Below are 17,784 nucleotides of genomic sequence, written 5' to 3'. Positions count from 1 at the left end.
CGCGGAGCGGTCGTCTCGAAGGACGAGGCGCTTGCGCAGGCCCGCGTTCAACGCTCCTCGGCCTCTTCCGGTGCCGATCCCAGCGACACGGACTCCCACACCGCCACCACGATCATGATCGCGCTCGTCGCGATCGAGAGCCATAGCGGCGACAGTTCCGACGCGAACCACCACAGCACCAGCAGCAGGATGATGCCGATGCCGTGCGAAAGCTGGAGGAAGCCGCGGACCGAGTGCTTGAACAGGATGGTGCCGACCAGAAACACCAGCGGGCCGCCGATCGTGCTCAAAACCGTCCGGATGTCGGAATGGCCGGTCGGATGCTTCAGCACCAGCTCGTCCGACACCGCCGTCAGGATGATGCCGGCAACGATCGGCAGGTGCAGATAGGTGTAGGCGAGCCGCGCCAGACGGCCGGATTCGGTGGACTTCGAGATCCACTCCGACCCGGCTTCCGCGCCCTTGTGGAAATAGACCCACCACATCGCGATGGCACCGACCAGTGCCGAGACGAAGGCCAGGATGTTGGCCGCGGTCCATTCCAGCTCGGCGAAGGTCGCGCCGTTGACGACGACCGCCTCGCCGAGCGCAATGATGACGAAGAGGGAGCAGCGCTCGGCCATGTGGCCGCCCTCGACGGCCCAGGCCTCGACCGACGAGAAGCCGAGCCTGGGGACCCAGAAGCGGGCCGCGGGCGAGATGTATTCGATCGTCAGGGCGGCGATCCAGAACCACAGCCGCGCCTCGTCATGGGCGAGGCCGCCGAGGATCCAGAAGATCGCGGAGACGGAGAGCCAGACCAGGATGCGGATCGCGTTGTGCCGCACCAGGGTCCTGTGCGCCGGCGTTGCGAACAGCCAGAACGCGGTACGTCCGACCTGCATGGTCGCGTAGGCGATCGCAAACCAAAGGCCACGCCCCTCGAAGGCGGTCGGGATCGTGGTCGACAGCACGAGGCCGCCCAGCATCATCGCAAACAGCAGCAGGCGGACCGGCGTCAGCTCGGGATTGAGCCAGTTGGTGACCCAGGCGGTGAAGACCCAGACCCACCACACCGCGAGAAACAGCACCGCGACGTGCACCGCGCCGAGCGGCGTGAAATGGTGCAGCAGCGTGTGCGAGACCTGCGTGACGGCGAAGACGAAGACGAGGTCGAAGAACAGCTCGGCATTGGTGACGCGGCTGTGCTGGTTCGGCGTGATGACGCGGAACATCGCGCCGTGCGGATTGTCCGCAGCCATCCTGGTCCCTCGTGGCGCTGGTCAGGTCAGGTGCAGCTTCGTCAGGTACCTGGTACGCCGGTTTGCAGCGCCAGCGCGTGCAGCACGCCGCCCATCTGGCCACGCAGGGACTGGTAGACGATCTGGTGCTGCTGGACGCGCGACTTGCCGCGGAAGGATTCCGAGATCACGGTCGCGGCATAGTGGTCGCCGTCGCCGGCGAGGTCACGAATGGTCACCTCGGCATCGGGGATCGCTGCCTTGATCATCGCCTCGATATCGTGGGCGTCCATGGGCATTCGGGTCTTGCTCCTTATTTGGCTGCACAGCAGCCTCATCATCGATTCGCTGCCGGGGTCCCCTCGCCGGCAAGGCCAAACTTAGCGTGAACGGACTTCTACGTCACGCTTTCCGGCACTATATCCCTGATCCCATCAGGACAAAGGCACGACAAAGTGCCGCGCGCGGCAGATTGATCGAAAAGGCGTGAAATCATGAAGCTTCCAGGCCCCGACCACCCGATCACCATCACCCCAAACCCGAGGCGCGTCCGCGTCACGGCGGGCGACATCGTGATCGCCGAGACCAGCAAGGCGCTGACCTTGAAGGAGGCCAGATATCCGGCGGTGCAATATGTGCCGCGGGAGGACACCAACATGGCCCTGTTGGAGCGTACCGACCGTGTCACCCATTGCCCCTACAAGGGGGACGCGAACTATTACAGCGTCAAGGCCGACGGCAAGACGCTGGACAACGCGATCTGGACCTACGAGACGCCCTTCCCCGCGATGACGGAGATTTCAGGCCATCTGGCGTTTTATCCGGACAAGGTGAAGATCGAGGAAGTGGGGTAGCTCTCGATGTCATTCCGGGATGGTCCGAAGGACCAGACCTCAGGTGCGCAATTGCGCACCGGGAATCTCGAGATTTCCGGGTTCGGTCCTTCGGACCGCCCCGGAATGACGAATGGAATCAGCTACGCCCTGAAGATCGTGAGTCCCAATATCAGCAGCACCAGGAAGATCACGACGAAGACGTAGAACAGGAAGCGGGCGACGTCGGCCGAGGCGGCCGAGATGCCGGTAAAGCCGAGCACGCCGGCTACGATCGAGACAAGTAGGAAGATCAGCGCCCATTTGAGGATCGTCATCGCCAGCTCCGAACTGCCGCTTCTCACGGCCTTCGCCGTTTTCGGCGGACGCTAACTTCGCTGCGCGGAACTGGTTCCTAAAGGGAGTCCAGGCTCTTGCTGAATCGAGTTCCCGGCGGCACAGTCCAGCCGGAATCAGGATCGGGGCGGCCACGATGACGATGTCACATTCAGCGACGATCGGCGCAGAGGTGCATGCCGCGCCGCAGAGCAAGGTGCGCAATTTGGCGATCGATCGCGCCCGCACCTTCCTCACTCTGGTCGTGCTGCTGCATCACGCGGTGATCCCCTATACCTATTTCGGTCATACCGATCCGAAATATTTCTTCGGTTTCGACATGATCGTGCTCGCCACCGACAGTTTCTTCATGGCGATGTTCTTCTTCCTGTCGGGACTGTTCGCCTGGTCTGGCATCGCCCGGAAGGGAGTGCGGGGCTATTTGGCAGATCGCCTGCTTCGGCTAGGCTTACCCTTCGCGATCTGCGCCCTTACGGTCATTCCGGTCGCCTATTACGCGATCTCCCTGCGGCAGCATCCCGAGATCGGCTTTTCGGAATTCTGGTGGAATATGGTCACGAAGGGACCGTGGCCGAGCGGGCCGATCTGGTTCCTTTGGGTCTTGCTCGCCTTCGACCTGATTGCCTGCCTGCTGCACCGGCTGTCGCCCAATCTGCTCGATCCGATCAATCGGCTCTCGCTACACGGTCGCCGCCGGCCCGCGGTGTTCTTCGCGGTGATGCTGGCCGTCACCGCGGCGTTCTACATTCCCGGGCTGGTTCACTACGGGCATAGCAGTTGGTTCGAGTTCGGGCCGTTCTCGGTCCAGCACGGGCGCGTGATGCTCTACGCGACCTACTTCTTTTTCGGTGCCGGCATCGGCGTTGCGCAAATGGATCGCGGGCTGCTCGCTGTCGACGGCCGCATGGCGAAGGTCAGCTGGGACTGGATGGTCCTGGCGATCGTTCCGTATTGCCTCTTGTGGGGCCTGATCTTCATCAAGCGCGAAATACTGGGCAACCCGTCACCGTTGCCGGACTGGTATGAAGCGCTCTATGCCATCTGCTTCACTGTCTTCAGCGTGGCCATCATGTTTCTGATCCTGGCCTTTTTCCAGAGGTTCAAGCAATCAGGCTCAGCCAGGCTGCTCGATCCAATGCAGGGCGACGCGTTCGGCATGTTCCTGGTGCACTATCCGATCGCATTGTGGCTGCAATACTGGCTGTTTGACTATGACCTGCCGGCGATCGTCAAGGCCACGATCGGGTTTGTGCTGACTGTCGCGGCGAGCTGGGCGCTGACGCGAGCGTTGCGGCAGATCCCGGGCGCGTCGAAGGTGTTGTGAGGCATAGCCTCTCCACCCGTCATTGCGAGGAGCCCTTGCGACGAAGCAATCCAGACTGCCTCGGCAGTGAGATTCTGGATTGCTTCGCTGAGCCTGTCATCGGGCCGCGCTTCGCGCGGACCCGTTGGCTCGCAATAACGGAGTGTGTGGCGGCAGGTCAGGCCGCCTTGCCGCCCATGTACTCCGGCAGCCAGCGCTCGAACGATTTGCGCAAGCTGTCGATCGTCACCGGCGCCTCGCCGGCAATCGCGATCGCATCGCCACCGGTGGTGCCGATCCGCACGCAGGGCACCTCGCAGCCGCGCATCTTGGCGAGCACGCGGCCGGCTTCGGTTTCCGGCACGGTGACGAGATAGCGCGCCTGGTCCTCGCCGAACCAATAGGCCTGCGGCACCAGCGCGGTCGGCGCCGCCAGCAGCTTGGCGCCGATGCCGCCCGCCATCGCCATCTCGGCCAGCGCGATCAGGAGACCGCCGTCGGAGAGATCGTGAACCGCAGTCGCAGTGCCCGCATGGATCATGCCGCGCACGACGTCGCCGTTGCGCTTCTCGGCGGCGAGATCGACCGGCGGCGGTGCGCCCTCCTCGCGGCCGCAGATGTCGCGCAAATAGACGGACTGGCCGAGCCAGCCGTGGGTCTCGCCGATCAGGAGGATCGCTTCGCCCTCGGCCTTGAAGGCGAGCGAGGCAGACTTGGTGAAATCGTCGAGCAGGCCGACGCCGCCGATCGAGGGTGTCGGCAGGATCGCGCGGCCGTTGGTCTCGTTGTAGAGCGAGACGTTGCCCGACACGACCGGGAAGTCCAGCGTGCGGCAGGCTTCCGAGATGCCCTTCAGGCAGCCGACGAACTGGCCCATGATCTCGGGCCGCTCAGGATTGCCGAAGTTGAGATTGTCGGTGATCGCGAGCGGCTTGCCGCCGACCGCGGTGATGTTGCGCCAGGCTTCCGCGACCGCCTGCTTGCCGCCCTGATAAGGATCGGCCTCGCAATAGCGCGGCGTGACGTCGACGGTGAGCGCGAGGCCCTTCGGCCCGTCCTGCACGCGCACCACGGCCGCATCGCCGCCGGGACGCTGCATGGTGTTGCCGAGGATGACGTGGTCGTACTGCTCCCAGACCCAGCGCTTAGAGCACATATCGGGCGTGCCGATCAGCTTCTCCAGCGCGCTACCTAAGCCCATCGGCGCCGGCACGTCGCGGGCATGCACGACCGGCAACGCGGCCGAGGGGACATGCGGCCGGTCATAGACCGGTGCCTCGTCGCCGAGCTCCTTGATCGGCAAATCGGCCATGACGTCGCCACCATGCTTGACCACGAAGCGCTTGCTCGGCGTGGTGTAACCGACGACGGCGAAATCGAGGCCCCACTTCTTGAAGATCGCCTCGGCTTCCTTCTCCTTCTCGGGCTTGAGCACCATGAGCATGCGCTCCTGGCTCTCCGAGAGCATCATCTCGTAGGCGCTCATGCCAGTCTCGCGGGTCGGTACCGCATCGAGGTCGAGGTCGACGCCGAGATCGCCCTTGGCGCCCATCTCCACCGCCGAGCAGGTCAGGCCCGCCGCGCCCATGTCCTGGATCGCGATGACGCAGCCCTTTTCCATGATCTCGAGGCAGGCTTCGAGCAGCAGCTTCTCGGCGAAGGGATCGCCGACCTGCACGGTCGGGCGCTTCTCCTCGGACTTGTCGTCGAACTCGGCCGAGGCCATCGAGGCGCCGTGGATGCCGTCGCGGCCGGTCTTGGAGCCCAAATAGACGATCGGCATGTTCACGCCGGAGGCCGCCGCATAGAAGATCTTGTCGGCATCGGCGAGACCCACCGCCATGGCATTGACGAGGATGTTGCCGTCGTAGCGGGTGTGGAAGCGCACCTGCCCGCCCACCGTCGGCACGCCGAAGGAATTGCCGTAGCCGCCGACGCCCGCCACCACGCCGGAGACGAGATGCCGCGTCTTCGGATGCTCGGGCGCGCCGAAGCTGAGCGCATTGAGGCAGGCGATCGGACGCGCGCCCATGGTGAAGACGTCGCGCAAAATGCCGCCGACGCCGGTGGTCGCGCCCTGATAGGGCTCGATATAGCTCGGGTGGTTGTGGCTCTCCATCTTGAAGACCACGGCCTGGCCATCGCCGATGTCGATCACGCCGGCATTCTCGCCGGGGCCCTGGATCACCCAGGGCGCCTTGGTCGGCAGGCCGCGCAGATGGATGCGTGAGGATTTGTACGAGCAGTGCTCGTTCCACATCGCCGAGAAGATGCCGAGCTCGGTGAAGGTCGGCTCCCGCCCGATCAGCTTCAGGATCCGCTCATACTCGTCGGGCTTGAGCCCGTGGGCGGCAACCAGTTCGGGGGTGATCTTGGGTTCGTTCTTCATGGCTTCAGAGGCTTTCGGCGGCGGTTTGGCCGTTCTTAGGAACATCGGACGGCTTCGAAAAGCCCTTTATGGCGCATTTTCCCGCTGTCCCACGTTTTGCGCCGGGGAGCCCGCGGGAACGGGAATTGCACGGCGCGGTCGGATCGGATTTAAGGTCTAAAGACCCGCAATTGAAGGCCTATTTCCTTGCACGAATTGACCAAAGCGCCCCCGCCGCGCCGCCCCGAGCTCCATGTCGCCACCGAAGGCGAATTTGTGGGCTGGCGGGCCTGGATTCGCGACAGTTTTGAGTCCCATGTCGGCCCCTTCTGGCACCGGATCGAGGCAGACGGCAGCGTCCGCAGCGCCTTCCGGGTCGAGAAGAAGCATCTCAACGGCTCCGGGAACGTCCATGGCGGCTGTTACATGGCCTTCGCCGACTATTCGCTGTTTGCGATCGCCACCCATGTCCTGGACAGCCGGGCGGTGACGACCAATTTCGCCTGCGAATTCCTCGACGCGGCACACGAGGGCGAGCTGATCGAATGCACCGGCGAGGTCACCCGCGCCGGCGGTTCGCTGATCTTCCTGCGCGGCAAGATGATATCAGGCGAGCGGCTGCTGCTCACCTTTTCCGGAACGATCAAGCGGATGAGGCGGAAGGCACTCCCGCAGCCAGACGCATAGCTCGACGCCTTCCCTTTTCGCGCGCCCTCGCCCAGACTCCCGGCAAGCGCTTTTGGCGCCGGGGAGCAGAACAAGGTGCCGCAGAGCACATCCGAGGCGGGCCGCGCGAGGCCGGCCGCATCAGCGCCGTTGCCGTCCATGGCCGCCAAAGGTGCGCACCGCTGGCGCGACTATGCGCTGCTGCTTGCACTGGCCTGCTGCTGGAGCTCGACCTATCCGCTGGCCAAGCTGGCGCTTCCCACCATCCCGCCCATCACCTTCATTACGGCACGCTCGCTGATCGCCGCCGCCTTCCTGTTCGCGATCCTGTGGATGCGCGGCACCAGGATCCCCACCGACGCGAAAGCCTGGAAGCTGTTCGCAACCCAGCAATTGATCAACTCGACCTTCCCGTTCCTGATCATCACGTGGTCGCAGCAATATGTGCCGGCATCGAACACGGTGGTGCTGGCCTCGACCACGCCGATCTTCGCCTTCCTGATCACCTCGCTGATCACGCGGCATGAGCCAGCGACGCTGCTCAAGCTCGCCGGCGCGATTTTGGGACTCGCCGGCACCGTCGCTATCGTCGGGCTCGATGCGCTACGCGGCTTCGGCAGCGAGATCATTGCCGAGATCGCGATCCTGCTTGCCACCATTTCCTTTGCCTGCGCGACGATCTTCGGCCTCCGCCTGTCCGAATACGACCCGATGGTTGTGGCGGCCGGCTCGCTCTTGTTCGGCGGCCTCTTGCTGCTGCCGCCCGCGCTGATCGTCGACCAGCCCTGGACGCTGCAGCCGACGCCCACCGCGATCGTCGCCACCATCGTCATGGGCATCGTCTCCAGTGCCCTCGGCCTGATGCTGTTCTACATCTGCCTCGGCCGGCTCGGCACGCTGACGACCAACGCCCAAGGCTATCTGCGCATCCCGATCGGCGTCGGCCTGTCGGTGCTGCTGCTCGGCGAGAGCGTGCCGTCGAACCTGGCGCTGGGGCTGCTGCTGGTCATGGTCGGCGTAGCGGCGATGACCGTGCCGGCGGAGAGGTTGAAGCTGCGCTGAAACGTGGTGAGCTTGGCCTAAATTGATACGGGCGCACTTGGTTTGTCACCTCTCCCGCTTGCGGGAGAGGTCGGATCGCATCGAAGATGCGACCCGGGTGAGGGCTCGATCCTCTTGGGGAATCCCTTCGCGGTGACACCCTGTCCCCAACCCTCTCCCGCAAGCGGGAGAGGGAGCGAGTCCCGCCACCACTCACGTCGACAACTGCTTCTCCGCGATCGACAGCCACTCGGCCTGCGCCTTGCGCAGATATTTCGGCGCGCGGCGCATCTGGATCAGCAGCTCGTTGAAGACCATGCGCGCCTCGGCGCTGCGGCCGACCGTTTGCAGCAGCATGCCGTAGCGCACCCGCGCTTCGGCGCCCGGGAAATAGCCGGCGAGCGCGTGGTATTCCTCCAGCGCCTCGTCGAGACGTCCGACCTCGGCGAGCGCGCGGGCATAGAGCAGATGCGCGTCGGCGGAATCGAAGTCGGCCCATTGCTTCTGCAGATCGTCCAGCGTCGCGAGCGCATCGGCCGGGCGGCTGGCGCCGAATTGCGCCTGCGCCTTGCGCAGCGCATAGGCGGGATCGTGGCCCATCGGCAGCTTCATGATGTGATCGTAATGCGCTTCAGCTTCGCCGAACCGACCGATATTCACGCACTCTTCCGCCAGCGCCGCACGGTTGGCGATGGTGTCGGTGCCGGCCAGCCGGTCGGACAGCTCGCGATAGCGCTTCTCGGGATCGAGGCGATTGGCGACACGCTGGCGTGCCTGCCGTGCACCGGGGCTGGAAAACCATTCGGGAATGAGCTCGACCGCGATATAGGCGATCGCTCCCATCATCGGCACCAGCAGGATGATGAAGGCCCAGGGCCGCAACCGTCCGGTTCGCGACGCGTGATAGATCAGCGTGATATCGAGCAGCAGAACGACCAAAGCGACGGGCATGTGACATCCGGAAAGCACAACGACAGCGCCGCTTCCTGATATCGCAATCGATGCAATGAAACAACTTTGAGTTGCTTCATCCGGCAAAAATCGGCGAACCTGATCGGCGCCATGATGGTGACGAGAGTCAGTCGCCTCAAAACCTATGCAGGTTCACGCGCCTCGCGCAGCAATCCACTCGCCAGCTCTCGAAACGCATCAACGGCCTTGCTCAACACACTCTTGGGATCGTCGGCGGCCGCGACCCACAAGGCGGCGCTGAGCGCAGCGCCGTTCAGCAACCGCCCCGCCGCTTCGACGTCGACCGGCTTCACGACCCCCTGCTCGATCAGCGCGCGGATCGTTCGCATGGTGATGTCGAGACAGGCGTTCTCGCCGGGCCATTTGGAGGGATCGCCGAGCACAGCAGGTCCATCCAGAAGCATGATGCGCTGGATTTCGGGGTCGAGCGCCATTTCGATATAGGCGCTTCCCTCCGCGAGCAGGCCCAGCCACAGGCTGGGCGCTTGCTCCCGGGCGATGCGGAGCCGCTCCGCCATCTCCCCATCGATCTGCTCGACGACGGCCCAGAGCAGCCCCTTCTTGTCTTCGAAGTTGTGATACAGCGCGCCCCGCGTCAGACCGACGGCGGCAGTGAGCTCGTCCATCGACGCGTCCGCATAGCCCTGCGTGGCAAATGCCTTCCGAGCAGCGCGGATGAGCTTGGCCCGATTTTCCGCCATGGCCGCGGCGCGCTTCCCCTTTGCCACTCGACCCCCTTGACATACGCCTCGTATGTGAGTGATATCTGACATACGAAACGTATCTGAAAATGCCGTGAAGCGCCACCCGTGGAGCGCCCACGTTCCATCCGCCCCCATCCATCGATTGAAAGGCTCCTGCCATGCCCCAGCGAGAGGCAATCTTCCCCGCAAACCGCCACGCGCTCTATCAAGTGCATCGCTATTCCGCGGCGATCCGCTCCGGTGACTTGCTCTTCGTGTCGGGGCAGGTCGGCAGCCGCGAGGACGGCTCGCCCGAGCCGGTGTTCGAGGACCAGGTCCGGCGCGCGTTCGCCAATTTGCGTGCCGTGCTTGCGGCCGCCGGATGCACGTTGGACGATGTCGTCGACGTCACCACGTTCCACACCGATCCGGCGAGCCAGATCGAGACGGTGATGGCCGTTCGCACCGAGGAGATCGGCGGTCCGCCCTATCCGAACTGGACGGCCGTCGGGGTGAATTGGCTTGCCGGCTTCGACTTCGAGATCAAGGTCATCGCCCGCATTCCTGTGCTCCAGTAAACCTTCTGGGCGGCTCTACGCCGGCCGCCAGCAGGCTACTTGGGCAGGCTACTTGTTGGCGTCGTCTGCCAGCATCTTCCGGTACTTCTCGACGTCGCGCGTCACGAGCTTTTGCAGCACTTCGGGCGTGTGCTCATCGGAATCGGGGGCAACGGTCGACAGATCGGCGAAGCGCTTCTTCACTGCGTCGGTCTCGACCGCGGTTCGTGCCGCCGCGTTCAGCTTGGCGATGACGGCCGGCGGCGTGCCCTTGGGTGTGAACAGGCCGTTCCAGCCCTGTGCCTCGAATTCAGGCAGGCCTGCTTCCGCCGAGGTCGGCAGATCCGGCAGCGTGGCGAGCCGAACGGTCGAGCCGACCACGAGGGCCTTCACCAGCTTGTCGTTGATCGCTTGGGATACCGAGGCGGCCGCGTCGCAGACGCCGTCGATCTGGCCGCCGATCGCGTCGGTCAGTGCCGGCGCGGCGCCGCGATAGCCGACCAGCGTCGCATCGATCCCGGCTGATGTGACGAAGCTCTTGCAGATCAGATAATTCGAGGAGCCGACGCCGGCATGGCCGAGATTGATCTTGCCCGGATTGGCCTTGGCATAGGCGATGAACTCTTTCAGATCCTTCGCCGGAAAGTCCTTGCGCAGCGCGATGATGCCGAATGTCTTCGCCACCATGGCGATCGGAATGAAGGAATCAGGTGTGAACGGCAGTTTTGGATAGATCGTATAGGTCGCCGCATTGGTGCCGGCATTGCCGATCGCGATGGTGTAGCCGTCAGGCTCGGCGCGGGAGGCGCGCGCCAGCGCGGTCGAGCCGCCGGCGCCGGCAACATTCTCGATCACGATGGTCTGGCCGAGCGCAATCCCCATCTGCTCGGCAACCGCCCGCGCGATCACGTCCGAGGTGCCCCCTGCCGCGAACGGCACGATCATGGTGATGGGACGCTTGGGATAATCTTGCGCGGATGCGCAAGTCGCTACTGAAAATGTCGCGAACGTTAGCGCCGCGACTGCGGCGAGAGCACGCTTCACCAGGAACGAGATCACGCGGCTTTTTCCAGATGCTGGGCGAGACCGGCGAACAGGCCGCGGCCGTCGGTGCAGCCCATGATGTCTTCGACGTGGTTTTCCGGATGCGGCATCATGCCGAGCACGTTGCCCCTGTCGTTGACGATGCCGGCGATGGAATGTGCCGCGCCGTTGATGTTGGCGGCCTCGTCGACCACGCCATCGGCTGAGCAGTAGCGATAGAGCACCCGCCCCTCGCCTTCGAGCCGCTTGATGGTCTCTTCGTCCGCCTCGTAATTGCCCTCGCCGTGCGCGACCGGCACGCGGATCACCTGACCGGCATTGTAGCCGCGGGTGAACGGCGTGTCGGAGCGTTCGACGCGCAGATGCACGTCGCGGCAGATGAATTTCAGCCGCGCATTGCGCATCAAGACGCCCGGCAGGAGGCCGGACTCGCAGAGGATCTGAAAACCGTTGCAGACGCCGAGCACGAGGCCGCCCTTGGCCGCATAGTCGCGCACCGCGTCCATCACCGGCGCGCGTGCCGCAATCGCGCCGCAGCGCAGATAATCGCCGTAGGAGAAGCCGCCGGGCACGACCACGAGATCGGTGCCCGCAGGCAGCGAGGTCTCGGCGTGCCAGACCATTGCGGGCTCGCTACCGGAGATCAGCCTCAGGGCGCGCGCCATGTCGCGCTCGCGATTGATTCCGGGAAAGACGAGAATGGCGGCTTTCATGGCAGAGGTTCCGACGCGGCTGGGAATGAGGCTGGCCGACCGGCCAATTCGTGAACAGACATAACCATTTGACGGAGATTTTACCAGTGCTAGCGTGGCGGAGCGCCGTTGTACACAGGCCATAGCCACTCGCTTTGGTCACTCGATTTGCCCGGGATTGAAGCCATGAACGTCCCGTCGCTGCCCGCATTCCCCTCCGAACCGGTGTCCACCGAGGGCGTCGTCGCCGCCGGCGCTTATGTCGACGGCCGCCGCGTCGCCAATATCGCCATCAGCGAGGCCTCGAGTTGGCGAGCCAAGCCCGGCCACGTCGTGTGGATCGGGCTGCACGAGCCCGACATGGCGCTGCTCGGCGCGGTGCAGAAGCAGTTCGACCTGCACGACCTCGCCATCGAGGACGCCAACCACGCCCATCAGCGGCCGAAGATCGAGCAATATGGCGAGGCCCTGTTCATCGTCGCGCGCACCGCGCAATTGGTCGAGGGACGCATTGCCTTCGGCGAGACCCACATCTTCGTCGGCGAAGGCTATCTGGTCTCGGTGCGCCACGGCGCTTCGACATCCTACACGCCGGTGCGCGAACGCTGCGAGAGCTGCCCGCGGGCGCTCGCACGCGGCGAGGATTACATCCTCTACGCCATCCTCGATTTCATCGTCGACAATTACTCGCCCGTGCTGGAAAGCATTCACGAAGAGATCGAGAAGATCGAGGACGACGTGCTCGCGCACGCGATCACCAAGACGCAGATCGAGCGGCTCTACATGCTGCGGCGTGACCTGTTGCGGCTCCGTAACGCAATCGGGCCGCTGGTGGAGGTGTGCCGCCGTCTCGAGCACGATGAGCTGTCGATGGTGCGCGCGACGATGCAGCCTCTGTTCCGCGACGTCACCGACCATGTCCGCAACATCCAGGAGCGCATCGATTCCATGCGCGAGGTGCTGGCCTTCGCCTTCGAGGCGAGCCTGCTGGTCGGCCAGGCCCACGAGACCGCGGTGTCGAAGAAGCTCGCGTCCTGGCTCGCCATCATCGCCATCCCGACCGCGCTCGCCGGCATCTACGGCATGAACTTCAAGCACATGCCGGAGCTGGAATGGGAGTACGGCTATTTCATGCTGCTCGGCGTCATGCTGACCGCCTGCGGCTCGCTGTACTGGCGTTTTCGGCGGGTGGGATGGCTGTGATCGAGGGGCACGGCACTCAGCGCTTGGCTGGCGCCAGCACCAGCATCACCCCGATGGCAAATTGCGCATAATTGTCGGAGCTGGCCTTCTCGGTGGCCGCCGAACTGATCAGGCTGGCCGCACCTCGATCGCCAAACAGATAGCCGCTGACCTGATATTCCTTCGTGCCATCAGGCTTCACCATCAGTCGCCGCGCTTTGAACAGGCGCGGCACCTTGGTGCCACTGTCGCCGTCAACTCCGAGAATCGAGATCTTCTGTCCCGGCGTCCGCTGCTCCAGCATCTTGACGATTTGCGTCTGCTCTTCGCGAAATTGCTCCAGCGTCATCGTGTTGCCCGGAGGATAGGACCCTGGCGCGTAGAGCCGATAGCTCACCCTCGACTGCGCACCGCAGGCGGGCTGCTCGCACAGGAACATGTGGACGTCGTTGGGGCGCAGCTCGTAGCGCCAGCCCTTCACTGAGACCGGCGGGCGCGGCGCGGTGGATTGCGGCGCCGGCGATTGGGCAAAGGCGCTCCCTCCCGCGAGCAGCAGCGCTGCCAGCAGCACCAGCGACCGGACTCTAAACCGCATGCCGGCCCTCATCTCACTGGCGCGCCGGAGGTGCGAAGTCCTCGATCTCCATCACACCGACGAAATCGCTGCTGTTGCGTCGAGCAACCTCGACGCCGAGCGATGTGGAGATGACGTCGATCATCGTGTTGCCTGCGAAAACCATGTCGCGGACGACATAGACCGGCTTATCGCTCGGACCGGTCGCCTTGTACTCCCAATGCACGGCCGGAAATTCCTTCATCTTCGCGACGCGCGAAGACACCAGCGTCAGGTCTCTCAGGCGCCCGACCGCCTCGGTCGATGCCTGCTCGGTCTGAGCCATCTGACGCTGCGCATCTGCCTCGGCGAATTTCTGCAGGGCCACGGGATCGGGGCTGCGGGTCGGACTGGCTGCGGTGCGGATGGAGACGATCGAGTACTCGGGACACGCAAGCGGCCTGCAGCGGAAGATCGAGCGTCTTTCGCCAAATACCCTCGTACCGGTCCATTTTTCCGGATCCGGCGATTTGAACGTCACCCTGGTTCCCGGATGCTCCGGGCCCACGGCCGCCGTCATACAGCCGGCGAGCGACAACGCGGCTGCGGCGATAGCCGCATACCGGAAAACGTCTGAAATAGTCCCCATCACCCCGCCCCGAACGCACCCTGCCCGGAGTGCAAACAACCTGTAGTTTTCGAGAAAGGCGACGTCAACAGCTGCGATGCAGCATGCCGGAGCTGGAATGGGAGTGCGGCTATTTCATGCTTCTCGGCGTGATGCTGACCGCCTGCGGGTCGCTGTACTGGCGTTTTCGGCGGGTGGGGTGGCTGTGAGCACTGAACCGAGGCTATCGGACAGGCGCCTCGTTCAGTTCTAGCCTGCGCTCGATCCGGTCAAGCCTGCCCTCATGCCGCACCAGCGTGGCATGAACCGCCGCGATCTCCTGAAAGACACTCGTGACATCCTGGCGAGCGGCATTTTGGGACGTTCGCAACGCCAGAATTTCCTGCTTCGTCTCATCGATCTTGCCATCGACCTGCGCCAGTCGCGCCTGGATCGACTTCAACACCTCGAACATGAGCTCAGTCACGTCGGGCATTTGGCTTAATCCCTATGCTTTCATCTCGATCGCATAATTCTCGATCACGGTGTTCGCCAAGAGCTTGTCGGCGGCTTCCTTCAGTGCCGCCTCCGCCTTGGCCTTGTCGGCGCCGGCGAGCTCGATGTCGAACACCTTGCCCTGGCGGACGCTGGCGACGCCGTCGACGCCGAGCGACTTCAGCGCGCCTTCGATGGCCTTGCCTTGCGGATCGAGGATGCCCGTCTTCAGGGTAACGGTGACACGTGCCTTCACGTCAAAAGTCCTCTTCAGCTCTTCACCAGCACCGGGCCGGTGCCCTGGGGACGCTCGTTCTCCATGAGGATGCCGAGACGCTTTGCAACTTCCGTATAGGCTTCCAGCAGCCCACCGAGGTCGCGGCGGAACCGATCCTTGTCGAGCTTCTCGTTCGACTTGATGTCCCACAGACGGCAGCTGTCCGGCGAGATCTCGTCGGCGACGATGATCCGCATCATCTCGTTCTCGAACAGGCGGCCGCACTCCATCTTGAAGTCGACGAGGCGGATGCCGATGCCGAGGAAGAGGCCGGTGAGGAAGTCGTTGACACGGATGGCGAGCGCCATGATGTCGTCGATCTCCTGCGGCGTCGCCCAGCCGAAGGCGGTGATGTGCTCTTCCGACACCATGGGGTCGTTGAGCTGGTCGTTCTTGTAATAGAATTCGATGATTGAGCGGGGCAGCTGCGTGCCCTCCTCGATGCCGAGGCGCTGCGACAGCGAGCCGGCGGCGACGTTCCGCACCACCACTTCCAGCGGCACGATCTCGACCTCGCGAATCAACTGCTCGCGCATGTTGAGGCGGCGGATGAAATGGGTCGGCACCCCGATGTCGTTGAGGTGCTGAAACAGGTACTCCGAGATCCGGTTGTTGAGGACACCCTTGCCCTCGATCACCTGATGCTTTTTCGCATTGAACGCGGTGGCGTCGTCCTTGAAGTGCTGGATCAGGGTACCGGGCTCCGGGCCTTCGTAAAGAACCTTTGCCTTGCCTTCATAAATGCGACGCCGACGGCTCATGGGGATGTACCGTGTTTTGTTGAAATCCATGAATTTGGTGTGCTCCGGTTGACTTGGATTACGACCCACAGCGGAGCTGCCGTGAACGGCCAGGAACCCATCCATAACCCTTTGGAAACAGAACGGGAACCAAGCCTTAGGCAACCTATCCGATTGGCTGTCCGAGCACAATCGATCCGGCCGTCCGGCGCCAACTTATACCGTCTTGCCTGCGGCTTAACGGCCCGTTGTTTTGCCGATTCGTGCTATCTATGTAGGCATGCAGCCGGGTCGCCGCAACGGAAGGCTCCGCTCCATTCAGCGAGGATTTGGAACAAGGTATGAGCGAGTTCGATAAGCGCCAGGAAGGCTTCGAGAAGAAGTACGCCCTCGACGAGGAGCAGAAGTTCAAGGCGGAGGCCCGCCGCAACCGGCTACTCGGCCTGTGGGCGGCCGAGAAGCTCGGCATCACCGGCGATGCCGCCACCGCCTATGCCAAGGAGGTGGTCGCGGCCGATTTCGAGGAGGCCGGCGATGCCGACGTCCTGCGCAAGCTGACGGCCGATTTCGCCGCCAAGAACGTCCCCGTCACCGAGCAGGCGATTCGCGCCAAGATGAGCGAGCTGCTCGCGGTTGCCGCCGCCGAGGTGAAGGCGGGGAAGTGACGCTAAGCGTCATTCCGGGGCGCTCCAACGGCGCGAACTCAGGTGCGCAATTGCGCACCTGAGAATCTCGAGATTCCGCTGCCGCGGCGTCCGGAATGACGGAAAAACCAAATCACTCCTCCTTGAAGCCGTATTCCGGCACGTTGCCGCTGGCGCCGTAATATTTGTACGGCAGGAATTTGCCGCTCATGGTGATCTTGACGCGATCGCCCTTCGGATTGGCGACGCGCTCGATGCCCATGTCGAAGTCGATCGCCGACATGATGCCGTCGCCGAATTCCTCCTCGATCAGCGCCTTCCAGGCCGGGCCGTTCACCATCACCATCTCGTAGAAGCGGTAGATCAGCGGGTCGGTCGGCGGCATCGGCGTGCCGGTGCCGCGCATCGGCACCTCGTTGAGCATGGCAACTTCCGCCTTCGACAGGCCGAACAGCTCGCCGGCATTGGCAGCCTGCGGTTTTGTCAGTTTCATCTGGCCCATGATCGCACCGACGATCAGCACCTCGGAATAGCCGCCGATCTTTTCGCAGATGTGCTTCCAGCTCCAGCCCTTCTCGCGCTTGATGTCGAGCAGCTTCTCGGTGAGGTCTTCGCGCTTCATGTCGGGGTCTCCTTGCTAGGCGCTCAATCCGGGATTTGTCCCCGGCATCCAGGTCTGTCGCGGCTCTTCGCCGGTCGATGCGATCGAAAGGCCGGGTTTGCCGATCTGCACCGTCGGCACGTTGCGCGGATCGTGATCGGGCTTTTCAGCGGTGAAGGTCTTGCTGCGCGTCACCAGGAAATCGATGATGTGGTTGCGCAGCGCGTAGTAGAGCGGATGGCGGTGCAGATCGGTGCGGCCGCGATCCCGCGGCAGCGGGTTCTCGACCACCTCCGCCAGCACCGCGCCGGGACCGTTGGTCATCAGAAAGATCTTGTCGGCGAGATAGATCGCCTCGTCGACGTCATGGGTGATCATGAACGCGGTCTGCCCGGTCTCCAGGCAAATGCGCCGGACCTCGTCCTGCAGCGTGCCGCGCGTCAGCGCGTCCAGCGCCGAGAACGGCTCGTCCATCAGCATCATCTTCGGCGTGATCGACAGCGCCCGCGCGATGCCGACGCGCTGCTTCATGCCGCCCGACAGCTCCGATGGACGCTTGTGCTCGGAGCCGGAGAGTCCGACGAGATCGATGAATTTTTGCGCATGCGCCCTCACCTTGGCGCGGTCCCAGCTCCGCCATTTCGAGCTGACGGCATAGCTGACGTTGCCGAGCACGGTGCGCCAGGGTAGCAGCGCATGGCTCTGGAAGATCACGGCGCGGTCGAGGCTGGTGCCCGAGATCGCCTGCCCGTCGACGATGACCGCGCCCTCGCTCGGCGCATCGAGGCCGGCGAGGATGTTGAGCACCGTCGTCTTGCCGCAGCCGGAATGGCCGATCACGCAGGCAAACTCGCCGCGCGCCATCGACAGCCAGAGGTTCTCGAAGATGGTCGTCGTGACGCCGCCCGCGCCGGGATAGCGCTTGGCGATGCCTTCGATCGAGATGAACTTGTCGGTCATGTCAGGTCTC

At 63.8% G+C, this 17,784-nt stretch carries 22 protein-coding genes; 7 read left to right on the top strand and 15 right to left on the bottom strand.

Annotated elements, in window-relative coordinates; translation table 11 throughout:
* Positions 1-47: 47 nt before the first annotated feature.
* Complete coding sequence (locus XI05_RS27140) at positions 48-1,241, bottom strand: low temperature requirement protein A (RefSeq protein ID WP_271507484.1); 1,194 nt, start codon at positions 1,239-1,241, stop codon at positions 48-50.
* 41 nt (positions 1,242-1,282) lie between these two features.
* A complete protein-coding gene (locus tag XI05_RS27135) occupies positions 1,283-1,519 on the bottom strand; it encodes a BolA family protein (RefSeq protein WP_011088461.1) in 237 nt (78 codons plus the stop codon).
* Positions 1,520-1,714: 195 nt separating this feature from the next.
* Between XI05_RS27135 and XI05_RS27130 the strand changes: the two genes are divergently transcribed.
* Complete coding sequence (locus tag XI05_RS27130; RefSeq protein ID WP_260371385.1) at positions 1,715-2,074, top strand: DUF427 domain-containing protein; 360 nt, start codon at positions 1,715-1,717, stop codon at positions 2,072-2,074.
* Between the two features lie 122 nt (positions 2,075-2,196).
* On the opposite strand, the gene XI05_RS27125 is transcribed toward XI05_RS27130, so the two are convergent.
* Positions 2,197-2,370 carry a DUF1328 domain-containing protein gene (locus XI05_RS27125; RefSeq protein WP_172782960.1) on the bottom strand — a complete coding sequence of 58 codons (174 nt, stop codon included), beginning with the start codon at positions 2,368-2,370 and terminating at the stop codon, positions 2,197-2,199.
* A 155-nt stretch (positions 2,371-2,525) separates the two neighbouring features.
* Between XI05_RS27125 and XI05_RS27120 the strand changes: the two genes are divergently transcribed.
* A complete protein-coding gene (locus XI05_RS27120; protein ID WP_271507481.1) occupies positions 2,526-3,713 on the top strand; it encodes an acyltransferase family protein in 1,188 nt (395 codons plus the stop codon).
* A 157-nt stretch (positions 3,714-3,870) separates the two neighbouring features.
* Here the strand turns inward: XI05_RS27120 and purL are convergent, their stop codons facing one another.
* The gene (gene purL, locus XI05_RS27115; protein WP_271507478.1) at positions 3,871-6,081 is read right to left on the bottom strand and encodes a phosphoribosylformylglycinamidine synthase subunit PurL; all 2,211 of its coding nucleotides are present in this window, start codon (positions 6,079-6,081) and stop codon (positions 3,871-3,873) included.
* Positions 6,082-6,267: 186 nt separating this feature from the next.
* On the opposite strand from purL, the gene XI05_RS27110 reads away from it, so the two are divergent.
* Entirely contained in the window at positions 6,268-6,747 is a 480-nt protein-coding gene (locus tag XI05_RS27110) for a PaaI family thioesterase (RefSeq protein WP_271507476.1), read from the top strand.
* Between the two features lie 75 nt (positions 6,748-6,822).
* Positions 6,823-7,788: a DMT family transporter gene (locus tag XI05_RS27105; RefSeq protein WP_271507475.1), complete on the top strand. Its 966-nt coding sequence runs from the start codon at positions 6,823-6,825 to the stop codon at positions 7,786-7,788.
* Positions 7,789-7,980: 192 nt separating this feature from the next.
* On the opposite strand, the gene XI05_RS27100 is transcribed toward XI05_RS27105, so the two are convergent.
* Both XI05_RS27100 and XI05_RS27095 read right to left on the bottom strand, forming a co-directional pair.
* Complete coding sequence (locus XI05_RS27100) at positions 7,981-8,718, bottom strand: tetratricopeptide repeat protein (protein WP_271507472.1); 738 nt, start codon at positions 8,716-8,718, stop codon at positions 7,981-7,983.
* Positions 8,719-8,861: 143 nt separating this feature from the next.
* Complete coding sequence (locus XI05_RS27095) at positions 8,862-9,467, bottom strand: TetR/AcrR family transcriptional regulator (protein ID WP_271507468.1); 606 nt, start codon at positions 9,465-9,467, stop codon at positions 8,862-8,864.
* A 134-nt stretch (positions 9,468-9,601) separates the two neighbouring features.
* Between XI05_RS27095 and XI05_RS27090 the strand changes: the two genes are divergently transcribed.
* The gene (locus XI05_RS27090; protein WP_271507465.1) at positions 9,602-10,000 is read left to right on the top strand and encodes a RidA family protein; all 399 of its coding nucleotides are present in this window, start codon (positions 9,602-9,604) and stop codon (positions 9,998-10,000) included.
* A gap of 48 nt (positions 10,001-10,048) precedes the next feature.
* Here the strand turns inward: XI05_RS27090 and XI05_RS27085 are convergent, their stop codons facing one another.
* The gene (locus XI05_RS27085; RefSeq protein WP_271507462.1) at positions 10,049-11,038 is read right to left on the bottom strand and encodes a tripartite tricarboxylate transporter substrate binding protein BugD; all 990 of its coding nucleotides are present in this window, start codon (positions 11,036-11,038) and stop codon (positions 10,049-10,051) included.
* Positions 11,035-11,736: a phosphoribosylformylglycinamidine synthase subunit PurQ gene (gene purQ / locus XI05_RS27080; protein ID WP_172782952.1), complete on the bottom strand. Its 702-nt coding sequence runs from the start codon at positions 11,734-11,736 to the stop codon at positions 11,035-11,037. The genes XI05_RS27085 and purQ overlap by 4 nt, the downstream gene beginning before the upstream one ends.
* A gap of 165 nt (positions 11,737-11,901) precedes the next feature.
* Between purQ and XI05_RS27075 the strand changes: the two genes are divergently transcribed.
* Positions 11,902-12,918, top strand: a complete 1,017-nt coding sequence (locus XI05_RS27075; protein ID WP_212258014.1) for a magnesium and cobalt transport protein CorA — start codon at positions 11,902-11,904, stop codon at positions 12,916-12,918.
* A gap of 16 nt (positions 12,919-12,934) precedes the next feature.
* On the opposite strand, the gene XI05_RS27070 is transcribed toward XI05_RS27075, so the two are convergent.
* From XI05_RS27070 to purC, 5 genes are all read right to left on the bottom strand, one after another.
* Positions 12,935-13,492 (bottom strand): hypothetical protein, encoded by a 558-nt coding sequence (locus XI05_RS27070; RefSeq protein WP_271507460.1) that lies wholly within the window; start codon positions 13,490-13,492, stop codon positions 12,935-12,937.
* Positions 13,493-13,505: 13 nt separating this feature from the next.
* On the bottom strand, positions 13,506-13,991 hold the full coding sequence (locus XI05_RS27065) for a hypothetical protein (protein WP_271507458.1): 486 nt from the start codon (positions 13,989-13,991) through the stop codon (positions 13,506-13,508).
* 310 nt (positions 13,992-14,301) lie between these two features.
* The gene (locus XI05_RS27060; RefSeq protein ID WP_271507455.1) at positions 14,302-14,553 is read right to left on the bottom strand and encodes a hypothetical protein; all 252 of its coding nucleotides are present in this window, start codon (positions 14,551-14,553) and stop codon (positions 14,302-14,304) included.
* Between the two features lie 12 nt (positions 14,554-14,565).
* The gene (gene purS / locus XI05_RS27055) at positions 14,566-14,808 is read right to left on the bottom strand and encodes a phosphoribosylformylglycinamidine synthase subunit PurS (RefSeq protein ID WP_036012950.1); all 243 of its coding nucleotides are present in this window, start codon (positions 14,806-14,808) and stop codon (positions 14,566-14,568) included.
* A gap of 14 nt (positions 14,809-14,822) precedes the next feature.
* Positions 14,823-15,590 carry a phosphoribosylaminoimidazolesuccinocarboxamide synthase gene (gene purC / locus XI05_RS27050; protein ID WP_172782948.1) on the bottom strand — a complete coding sequence of 256 codons (768 nt, stop codon included), beginning with the start codon at positions 15,588-15,590 and terminating at the stop codon, positions 14,823-14,825.
* Between the two features lie 320 nt (positions 15,591-15,910).
* Between purC and XI05_RS27045 the strand changes: the two genes are divergently transcribed.
* Complete coding sequence (locus XI05_RS27045) at positions 15,911-16,234, top strand: DUF1476 domain-containing protein (protein WP_271507452.1); 324 nt, start codon at positions 15,911-15,913, stop codon at positions 16,232-16,234.
* A 112-nt stretch (positions 16,235-16,346) separates the two neighbouring features.
* Here XI05_RS27045 and cynS read toward each other — a convergent pair whose 3' ends face one another.
* Together cynS and XI05_RS27035 are read right to left on the bottom strand one after the other, a co-directional pair.
* Positions 16,347-16,835, bottom strand: a complete 489-nt coding sequence (gene cynS / locus XI05_RS27040; protein ID WP_025037304.1) for a cyanase — start codon at positions 16,833-16,835, stop codon at positions 16,347-16,349.
* A 15-nt stretch (positions 16,836-16,850) separates the two neighbouring features.
* Positions 16,851-17,774: an ABC transporter ATP-binding protein gene (locus XI05_RS27035; RefSeq protein ID WP_271507449.1), complete on the bottom strand. Its 924-nt coding sequence runs from the start codon at positions 17,772-17,774 to the stop codon at positions 16,851-16,853.
* Positions 17,775-17,784 lie beyond the last annotated feature (10 nt).

The organism is Bradyrhizobium sp. CCBAU 11357, assembly GCF_028128865.1.
Classification (GTDB): domain Bacteria; phylum Pseudomonadota; class Alphaproteobacteria; order Rhizobiales; family Xanthobacteraceae; genus Bradyrhizobium.
This window is presented reverse-complemented; position numbering and strand designations above follow the sequence as displayed.